Below are 10,047 nucleotides of genomic sequence, written 5' to 3' on the forward strand. Positions count from 1 at the left end.
GAGGAACTCTATGTCCCTGCGCTTTGCGCTGCTTTTGCTGTTGGCCAGCCTGTGTGCTGGCTGCGTGCTTTCGGGCGATTACAACCCGATGAAGACCAGCAAGGGCCGTGATGAAGCGCGTGAGGCCTATGTGCAACTCGGTATCGGGTATTTGCAACAAGGCATGACCGAGCGCGCCAAGGTTCCGTTGAAGAAAGCGTTGGATCTGGATGGCTCCGACCCTGATGCCAACGCGGCGCTGGGGCTGGTGTTCCAGGCCGAGATGGAACCTACACTTGCCGACGAGCATTTTCTCAAGGCGCTGGCTTCGCGTCCCGCCGATGCACGAATCCTCAATAACTACGGCAGTTTTCTGTTCGAGCAGAAACGTTACAAGGAAGCCTACGAGCGCTTTGAACAAGCCGCTGCCGATACCCTGTATCCTGAGCGTTCGCGGGTGTTCGAGAACCTGGGCATGACCGCTGCAATGCTCGGCCAACGCGATCTGGCCCTGCAGCAACTGGAAAAAGCCCTGCGCCTGAACCGCCAACAACCTCGTGCATTGCTGGAAATGGCTGAGTTGTCTTACGAAGACAGGCATTATGTGCCCGCGCGTGACTATTACGACCGTTTTAGCCAGCTCTCCGAACAAAATGCACGTAGTCTGTTGCTCGGCGTTCGGTTGGCAAAAGTGTTTGACGACCGCGACAAGGCCGCAAGTGCCGGCCTGCAACTAAAAAGACTCTATCCCGGTACGCCGGAATATCAGCAATACCTGTCGGAGCAATGATGAAAGCGGCGCATCCCGAAGTTGTAGCAGCGAATCGCGTAAACCCCGGTGAGACTTTGCGCCAGGCCCGCGAAAGCAATGGCTGGTCGCTGGCCGAAGTGGCCCTCAAGCTCAACCTCACCACCACTTCCTTGAGCAATCTGGAAGCCGGCGCTTTCGACAAGCTGCCCGGGCATACTTTTGCCCGCGGTTACATTCGTGCCTATGCCAAGTTGCTCGGCATGGACCAGGCCGTCCTGGTCCAGCAATTCGATCAATCCACCGGTACCGACTCCCAGGGCAGCAATGTTCACAGCCTGGGCCGTATTGAAGAGCCGGTTCGGGTTTCCCACACCATTTTGCGAATCGTCAGCCTGCTGTTGCTGGTCGCGGTGATCGGTGGCGGTTTCGTCTGGTGGCAGGATCAGACCTCGATGCGCACCAAGGACCTGATCGGTCTGGCACCAGAGCACGTAGAAGTCGAAGGCGCCGACGGTACGACACAGATTCACCCGCTGGACGAGCCGGAAGACCAGGCCGTCGTGGAAGGTCAGACCGAAGGCGGAACCGCCCTCGCGCTGCCACAGGCCGACGCTCCGGCTGAAGCACCAGAGCAGGCTCAGGCGACTGCACCAGCCGCCCCGACATCGCCGACCACACCAGCCGCACCGGCCCGCACTATCGCGCCTGTTGTCGCAACGCCGGTGACCCCGACAGCTCCGGCCGTCCCGGCCCCGGTGGTGACTGCACCGGTAGCCCCGAGCGCTCCGGCTCCTGCGCCAGCGGTAACCGCGCCAGTGGCCGGTCAAGGCCAGGTCAAGGTGCAGTTCACCTCCGATTGCTGGACACAAGTGACCGACGGTAGCGGCAAGGTGCTGTTCAGCGGTCTCAAACGCAAAGGCGACAGCCTGGCAGTCAATGGCAAACCACCGTTTACCGTGCGCCTGGGCTTTGCCCGCGGCGCTCAGGTCAGCTACAACGGCCAGCCGGTTGATGTCGCTCCGTTCACCAGTGGCGAGACTGCTCGCCTGAAATTGGGTCAATAAGTCATGCACGGCGAATCTCCAATCAAACGTCGCGAATCTCGCAAGATCTGGGTCGGTAACGTGCCTGTTGGCGGCGATGCGCCTATCGCTGTGCAGAGCATGACCAACAGCGACACCAACGATGTCGCGGCCACTGTCGCGCAAATCAATCGCCTGGAGGCGGCCGGCGTCGATATCGTGCGGGTCTCCGTACCGGACATGGACGCTGCCGAAGCCTTCGGCAAGATCAAGCAGCTGGTCAAGGTGCCCCTGGTTGCCGACATTCACTTCGACTACCGGATCGCTTTGCGTGTAGCCGAACTGGGTGTCGATTGCCTGCGGATCAACCCGGGCAACATCGGCCGCGAAGACCGCGTGCGTGCGGTGGTGGATGCCGCCCGTGACCGCGGGATCCCGATCCGTATCGGCGTGAACGCCGGTTCCCTGGAAAAAGACCTGCAAAAGAAATATGGCGAGCCGACCCCGGCTGCGCTGGTCGAGTCTGCCTTGCGCCACGTCGAGCACCTTGAGCGCCTGAACTTCCAGGACTTCAAGGTCAGCGTGAAAGCGTCCGATGTGTTCATGGCCGTCGAAGCCTACCGCTTGCTGGCCAAGGAAATCGTCCAGCCGCTGCACCTGGGCATCACTGAAGCCGGTGGTTTGCGTTCCGGCACGGTGAAATCTGCCGTGGGCCTCGGTATGCTGCTCGCCGAAGGGATTGGCGATACTATCCGCATCTCGTTGGCGGCCGACCCGGTCGAGGAAGTGAAAGTCGGCTACGACATTCTCAAATCCCTGCACCTGCGTTCCCGTGGCATCAACTTCATCGCCTGCCCGAGTTGCTCGCGGCAGAACTTCGATGTGGTCAAGACCATGAACGAGCTGGAAGGGCGCCTCGAAGATTTGCTGGTGCCGCTGGATGTCGCGGTGATCGGTTGCGTGGTCAACGGTCCGGGCGAAGCCAAGGAAGCCCATATCGGCTTGACCGGCGGCACGCCGAACCTGATTTACATCGACGGCAAGCCGTCGCAGAAGCTGACGAATGACAATCTGGTGGATGAGCTTGAACGCTTGATCCGCCAGAAAGCGGCCGAAAAGGTCGAAGCTGATGCTGCCGTTATTGCGCGCGGCTAAGCCTGGCTAAAAAGAGCCGAACGAATTAAGGAATTTAAGTGAGCAAGTCTCTGCAAGCCATTCGTGGCATGAACGACATCCTGCCCGAGCAGACCCCTCTGTGGCGTCATTTCGAAGGCACTGTTTCGCGCCTGCTGGATAACTACGGTTACAAGCAGATCCGCATGCCGATCGTCGAGTTCACCGAACTGTTCAAGCGTTCCATCGGTGAAGTGACCGACATCGTCGAAAAAGAGATGTACACCTTCGACGATCGTAACGGCGACTCCCTGACCCTACGCCCTGAAGGCACGGCGGCCTGTGTGCGCGCGGTGCTGGAACACGGCATCACCGGCGGCGGCCAGGTTCAGAAACTCTGGTACATCGGGCCGATGTTCCGTCACGAGCGTCCGCAGAAAGGCCGTTATCGCCAGTTCCACCAGATCGGTGTGGAAGTGTTCAACCTCGACGGTCCGGACATCGACGCCGAGCTGATCGTGCTGACCTGGCGCCTGTGGGGCGAACTGGGCATCCGCGATGCGGTCAAACTCGAGCTCAACAGCCTGGGCACCAGCGAATCCCGTGGGCGTTATCGCGAAGCACTGGTCGAGTTCTTGTCGCAACACCTGGACAAGCTGGACGAAGACAGCCAGCGCCGCCTGAAGACCAACCCGTTGCGCGTCCTGGACACCAAGAACGCCGAGACACAGGCGATTCTGGTTGATGCGCCGAAAATGGCCGACTACCTCGACGAAGAATCCCGCGTGCACTTCGAGGGCCTCAAGGCTCGCCTGGACGCTGCCGGCATTCCTTACGTGATCAACCCGAAGCTGGTTCGCGGGCTGGATTACTACAGCAAGACCGTTTTCGAATGGGTCACCGACAAACTCGGCGCCCAGGGCACCGTGTGTGCCGGTGGCCGTTACGACGGTCTGGTGGAGCAGATGGGCGGTAAGTCGACCGCCGGCGTTGGTTTTGCCATGGGCATCGAACGCCTGGTCCTGCTGCTGGAAACCCTGGAGCAGATCCCGCAAGAGATCTCCCGTCAGGTCGATGTCTACCTCTGCGCCTTCGGTGAAGCCGCCGAGCTGGCTGGCCTGACCCTGGCGGAGCGTGTTCGTGATCAGTTGCCCAACCTGCGCCTGCAAGTGAATGCCGGCGCCGGCAGTTTCAAAAGCCAGTTCAAGAAGGCCGACAAGAGCGGTGCACTGTATGCGCTGATCCTCGGTGACGACGAAATGGCCCAGCAAGTGGTAGGTTTCAAACCCCTGCGTGGCCAGGGCGAACAACAAAGCATTGCCTGGGATGCGCTTGCCGCTCACCTGGCCACCTGCGTCGTGCAGGGTTGAAGCTGTCTAAACAGCCGAATTAGCGATTAAGGAGTATTGGGGTGTCGAGTACCGAAGACGAACATGTGGCGGAATTGAAGGAATGGTGGTCACGCAACGGTAAGCCCCTGGTCACTGGTGGCCTGTTGGCGCTGGTCATCGTGTTCGGCTGGCAGGCGTTCCACAAATATCAGAGCAATCAGTCGCAAGGCGCCTCGATTCTCTATCAGCAATTGCTCGAAACCACGCTGACGCCTGACGGCAAGCCTGATGCGGCCCGTGTTTCGGACCTGGCCGGCAAGCTCAACAGCGAGTTCGGCGGCAGCGCCTACGCGCAGTACGGCAGCCTGTTCGTGGCCAAGGTTGCGGTCGACAGCGGCAAGCTGGACGACGCGGCCAGCGAGCTCAAAGCCATTGTCGGCAAACCGGCCAACCCGGCGCTGGGCGAAATCGCCCGTCAGCGTCTGGCCCAGGTACTCGGCGCGCAGAACAAGGCCGATGAAGCACTGAAGCTTCTCGACGGCGATGCCGACAAGGCATTCCTGGCCACTCGTGAAGAGCTCAAGGGCGACCTGCTGGTGCAGTTGGGTCGTACCGACGAGGCGAGCGCGGCGTATCAAAAAGCCAAGGCGGCACTGTCGGATGAAGCGGCGGTCGGTGGCCTGCAAATCAAGCTGGACGACCTGGCCAAAGGGGATGCGTGACGTGATTCGTTGGAAACATGCAGCATTGCTGGCTCTGGCCTTGTTGGCCGCGGGTTGCAGCAGCAACAGCAAAAAAGAACTGCCTCCGGCCGAACTGGTCGACTTCAAGGAAGAAGTGGTTCTGCACAAGCAGTGGAGTCGTTCGATCGGTGACGGTCAGGGCGAAACCTACAACATGCTGGTTCCGGCCATCGATGGCGATACCATCTATGCCGCCGACACTACTGGCGTGTTGATGGCGATGGACCGCAACACCGGCGACGTCAAATGGAAGAAAGATCTCGAACTGCCTGTCTCCGGCGCTGTTGGCGTAGGTTACGGTCTGGTCACCATCGGTACGCTCAAGGGTGAAATCGTTGCCCTGGACGCGATCAACGGTGAAGAGAAATGGCGCGCTCGCGTGTCCAGCGAAGTACTGGCACCGCCAGCCAACAACGGTGACGTTGTGGTGGTTCAGACCCAGGACGATCGTCTGATCGGCCTGGATGCCTCCACCGGTAACCGTCGCTGGATCTATGACAGCACGCCTGCGGTACTGACCCTGCGTGGCACCAGTGCGCCGATTGTGACCAACCGCCTCGCGGTGGCTGGCCTGTCGACCGGTAAAGTGGTTGCCGTGAACATCTCCAACGGCGTACCGGTGTGGGAACAGCGCGTAGCGATCCCGCAAGGTCGTTCGGAGCTGGAGCGCGTGGTCGATATCGACGGTGGCTTGCTGCTGTCGGGCGAGACGCTGTATGTCGCCAGCTATCAGGGGCGCGTTGCCGCTCTGGACCTGCAAAGCGGCCGTCAGCTCTGGCAGCGTGATGCTTCCAGCTATGCTGGTGTCGCCCAGGGTTTCGGTACCGTTTATGTGAGCCTGTCTTCGGGCACCGTTGAAGGCGTCGACGAGCGTTCCACCACAGCCCTGTGGAGCAACGACTCGCTGGCCCGCCGTCAACTGTCGGCTCCGGAAGTGTTCTCCAGCTACGTTGCAGTCGGTGACCTGGAAGGTTACCTGCACCTGCTGAGTCAGGTGGACGGTCGTTTCGTCGGCCGCGAGCGCATCGACAGCGACGGCCTGCGTGCCCGTCCGCTGGTGATGGGTGAGACGATTTATGTGTATGGCAACAGCGGCAAACTGGAAGCCCTGACCATCAAGTAAGAACTATGCTTGGGGTTAACACCCCAGGCGGCTCCGGATTTCCGGGGTTTGCAGCGCTTTCAGGCGTTGCCCCGAGCACCAGCCGCTGCCTCGCAGCGGCTTTTGTATTTTCTGAAATAACGAAGTGGAGAGCCGCATGGTTCCCGTAATCGCCCTGGTGGGCCGACCAAACGTCGGCAAGTCCACCTTGTTCAACCGCCTGACCAGGACTCGTGACGCCATCGTCGGCGACTTGTCCGGTCTGACCCGTGATCGCCAGTACGGTGAGGCCAAGTGGCAAGGGCGTTCCTACATTCTGATCGACACCGGCGGTATCTCCGGTGACGAGCACGGTATGGACGAAAAGATGGCCGAGCAGTCGCTGCTGGCCATCGAAGAAGCGGATGTCGTTCTGTTCCTGGTAGATGCCAAGGCCGGTTTCACCGCCGCCGACCAGATGATCGCCGAGCATTTGCGCAAACGTAACAAGCGTTCCTACGTGGTTGCCAACAAGGTCGACAACATCGACCCTGAAATGGCCCGCGCCGAATTCGCTCCGTTGGGCATGGGCCACGCGATCCCGATCGCCGGTGCCCACGGCCGTGGCATCACCCAGATGCTGGAAATCGCCCTGAGTGACTTCCCGAAAGACGACGACGAGCTGGAAGAAGGCGAGGAAGAAGACGTCGCCGAAGGCGAGGAAGCCAAGCGCATTCCAGGCCCAAGCGAAAAAGACGGGATCAAGATCGCGATCATCGGCCGTCCGAACGTCGGCAAGTCGACCCTGGTCAACCGCATGCTCGGGGAAGACCGGGTAATCGTCTATGATCAACCCGGCACCACCCGCGACAGTATCTACATCCCGTTCGAGCGTAACGACGAGAAGTACACGCTGATCGACACCGCCGGTGTGCGCAAGCGCGGCAAGATCCACGAAGAAGTCGAAAAGTTCTCGGTGGTCAAAACCCTGCAAGCGATCAAAGACGCCAACGTGGTGATCTTCGTGATGGACGCCCGCGAAGGCGTGGTGGACCACGACCTCAACCTGCTGGGCTTTGCCCTTGAGGCCGGTCGTGCATTGGTCATCGCGATCAACAAGTGGGACGGCATGACGCCGAGCGAGCGCGACTTCGTCAAGATCGAGTTGCAGCGTCGCCTGTTCTTCGTCGAGTTTGCCGATATTCACTTTATCTCGGCACTGCACGGTACCGGCGTGGGCAACCTCTACGCGTCGGTACAGAACTCGTTCAAGTCCGCGGTTACCCGCTGGCCGACCAGCCGCCTGACCCAGATCCTGGAAGACGCGGTCAGCGAGCACCAGCCGCCAATGGTCAACAGCCGCCGGATCAAGCTGCGTTATGCCCACCTTGGTGGCGCGAACCCGCCGATCATCGTGATCCACGGTAACCAGATCGAGAAGGTGCCGAAGTCCTACGTGCGTTACCTGGAAAACACGTACCGCCGTGTGCTGAAGCTGGTCGGTACGCCGATCCGCATCGAGTTCAAGGGTGGCGAGAACCCGTACGAAGGCAACAAGAACACGCTCACCGACCGTCAGGTCAACAAGAAGCGTCGCTTGATGTCGCACCACAAGAAGGCCGACAAGAAGCGTCGCGACAAGCGCTGATTGAGGTTTTTCCCGTGGGATGGAAGGGGCGCCAATGGCGCCCTTTTTCATGCCTGCCGTTTGGGCTATCCTCGGAATCCCCCGCGCCGCCGTAGAGCCGGGTGTAGAGCAGGGAACCACCGATGATCACCAGCAAGCTGCCGAATGTCGGCATCACTATCTTCACTCAGATGTCTCAGCTCGCGGCTCAGACCGGCGCGCTCAATCTGTCCCAGGGCTTCCCCGATTTCGATGCCCCGCAGGCCCTGTGCGATGCGGTCGGTCGGCACATCGCCAGTGGCCATAACCAATATTCGCCAATGACCGGTCTACCCGCCTTGCGTCAGCAGATTGCGGCAAAGATCGCCCGCAGTTACGGCGTCCATGTCGATGCCGACCATGAAGTAACCGTCACGCCGGGTGCAACCCAGGCGATTTTCTGTGCCATTCAGGCGGTTATCCACAGCGGTGACGAAGTCATCGTGTTTGACCCGGCGTACGACAGTTACGAACCTTCGGTGGAGCTGGCCGGCGGTCGTTGCGTGCATGTGCAACTGGGCCTCGACGATTTCAGCATCGACTTCCAGAAGCTCGCCGATGCGTTGAGCCCGCGCACGCGGATGATCATTCTCAACACCCCGCACAACCCCAGTGGCGCGTTGATCAGCCGTGCCGAACTGGATCAACTGGCAGCCTTGATCCGTGATCGCGATATCTATGTGATCAGCGACGAAGTCTATGAGCATCTGGTGTTTGACGGTGTGCCCCATGTCAGCGTGCTGGCCCATGAGGAGCTGTATCAGCGAGCCTTCGTGGTCAGTTCGTTCGGCAAGACCTACCACGTCACCGGCTGGAAAACCGGCTACGTGGTCGCGCCACCGGCCCTGACGGCGGAATTGCGCAAGGTGCACCAATACGTCAGCTTTTGCGGCGTGACACCGCTGCAATATGCCTTGGCCGATTACATGGCCGAGCATCCTGAGCACGTCGAGGAGCTGCCGGGTTTCTATCAGGCCAAGCGCGATCTGTTCTGCGATCTGCTGGCGCCGTCGCGTTTCAGTTTCACCCGGGTGACCGGTACCTATTTCCAGTTGGTCGATTACTCGCAGATCCGCCCGGACCTCAATGACGTCGAGATGGCCCTGTGGATGACTCGTGAGCATGGCGTGGCCAGTATCCCGATCTCGGTGTTCTACCAGACGCCACCGGTCGGTCAGCGTCTGGTGCGGCTGTGCTTTGCCAAGCGTGAGGAGACCCTGCGTGAAGCAGCGGAAAAACTATGCGTGATCTGAGTGCATTGCCGAAACTGACCGTTGCGCTGATCCAGACGTCCCTGGCCTGGCACGACCGCCAGGCCAACCTCGAGCATTTCGAGCCGTTGCTGGAACAGGCTCGCGGCGCCGACCTGATCATTCTGCCGGAGATGTTCACCACCGGGTTCTCCATGGAATCCGAGACCCTCGCCGAAGCGGAAAACGGCCCCACCAGCAAATGGTTGCGGGCTCAGGCTTTGAGGCTCGATGCGGTGATCACCGGCAGCGTCATCGTCCAGGCCGCCGACGGCAGTCATCGCAATCGCCTGCTGTGGGCACGCCCGGATGGCGAGGTGTTGCATTACGACAAACGTCACCTGTTCCGCATGGCCGGTGAGCATAACCACTACACCCCCGGCGAACGCCAGGTGCAGTTCGAGCTCAAAGGCTGGCGAGTGCGACCGCTGATTTGCTACGACCTGCGCTTCCCGGTGTGGAGTCGTGACGCCCAGGACACTGATCTGCTGCTGTACACCGCCAACTGGCCCGGTGCACGGCGCCAGCACTGGAACCGCTTGCTGCCGGCGCGGGCGATCGAGAACCTGTGCTATGTGGCGGCGGTCAATCGCATCGGGACTGATGGCAAGGGCTTTGCCTATACCGGTGACAGCCAGGTGCTGGATTTCCAGGGCGAGACACTGCTCAGTGCCGGAGAGGCTGACGGGGTGTTCAAGGTGGTGCTGGATGCGGCAGAGCTGGCGGCGTATCGCACGCGGTTTCCGGCGAATCTGGATGCGGATACTTTCGAATTCACCTGAGATTTTTGTTGCCTGACAGACCGCTTTCGCGAGCAGGCTCGCGAAGGGGTCATAACAGGCAACACAAAAACAGGCAGGCAAACAAAAAGGCCCCAAGGTGCGAACCTTGGGGCCTTTGCATGTGCGCCCAGCATGGGCGCAATCTTGTGGGTGAAAGTCCCGCCGTAAGCTGGCCACAGCGAACGAAGTGAAGCGCAACTGCATGAGGGCGACCGAGTGTGGGGAGGAAGCGTGGATCGAAACCGTGAGCCGATGGACAAGAACCGGATACAAGGCGATGCCGACCAGGGCGAGCGGGCATGTAACTGCGAAGCTCTTGTGGTCAAAGG

General features: G+C 60.4%; 9 protein-coding genes. All 9 read left to right on the forward strand.

From position 1 onward, the window contains the following. The first annotated feature begins 10 nt into the window (after positions 1-10). The 9 genes from pilW (at position 11) to AC1DVE_RS29250 (ending at position 9,718) form a co-directional block, all read left to right on the forward strand. Complete coding sequence (pilW, locus tag AC1DVE_RS29210) at positions 11-769, forward strand: type IV pilus biogenesis/stability protein PilW (RefSeq protein ID WP_223458597.1); 759 nt, start codon at positions 11-13, stop codon at positions 767-769. Further along, positions 769-1,794, forward strand: a complete 1,026-nt coding sequence (locus tag AC1DVE_RS29215) for a RodZ domain-containing protein (protein ID WP_223533072.1) — start codon at positions 769-771, stop codon at positions 1,792-1,794. Before pilW ends, AC1DVE_RS29215 begins: the two co-directional genes overlap by 1 nt. Before the next feature lie 3 nt (positions 1,795-1,797). After that, positions 1,798-2,907: a flavodoxin-dependent (E)-4-hydroxy-3-methylbut-2-enyl-diphosphate synthase gene (gene ispG, locus AC1DVE_RS29220; protein ID WP_003185136.1), complete on the forward strand. Its 1,110-nt coding sequence runs from the start codon at positions 1,798-1,800 to the stop codon at positions 2,905-2,907. A gap of 38 nt (positions 2,908-2,945) precedes the next feature. Then, positions 2,946-4,235, forward strand: a complete 1,290-nt coding sequence (hisS, locus tag AC1DVE_RS29225; RefSeq protein WP_223458601.1) for a histidine--tRNA ligase — start codon at positions 2,946-2,948, stop codon at positions 4,233-4,235. A gap of 41 nt (positions 4,236-4,276) precedes the next feature. Continuing rightward, a complete protein-coding gene (locus tag AC1DVE_RS29230; protein ID WP_223458603.1) occupies positions 4,277-4,918 on the forward strand; it encodes a YfgM family protein in 642 nt (213 codons plus the stop codon). Beyond that, entirely contained in the window at positions 4,911-6,062 is a 1,152-nt protein-coding gene (gene bamB / locus AC1DVE_RS29235) for an outer membrane protein assembly factor BamB (RefSeq protein WP_223458604.1), read from the forward strand. The genes AC1DVE_RS29230 and bamB overlap by 8 nt, the downstream gene beginning before the upstream one ends. 136 nt (positions 6,063-6,198) lie before the next feature. Beyond that, positions 6,199-7,668 carry a ribosome biogenesis GTPase Der gene (gene der, locus AC1DVE_RS29240; RefSeq protein WP_046040936.1) on the forward strand — a complete coding sequence of 490 codons (1,470 nt, stop codon included), beginning with the start codon at positions 6,199-6,201 and terminating at the stop codon, positions 7,666-7,668. Between the two features lie 122 nt (positions 7,669-7,790). Next, positions 7,791-8,939, forward strand: coding sequence for a pyridoxal phosphate-dependent aminotransferase (locus tag AC1DVE_RS29245; protein ID WP_223458606.1), 1,149 nt, complete (start codon positions 7,791-7,793; stop codon positions 8,937-8,939). Continuing rightward, on the forward strand, positions 8,927-9,718 hold the full coding sequence (locus tag AC1DVE_RS29250) for an amidohydrolase (RefSeq protein ID WP_223458608.1): 792 nt from the start codon (positions 8,927-8,929) through the stop codon (positions 9,716-9,718). Before AC1DVE_RS29245 ends, AC1DVE_RS29250 begins: the two co-directional genes overlap by 13 nt. Positions 9,719-10,047: the final 329 nt, after the last annotated feature.

This window comes from Pseudomonas sp. P4_B4 (genome assembly GCF_056402255.1).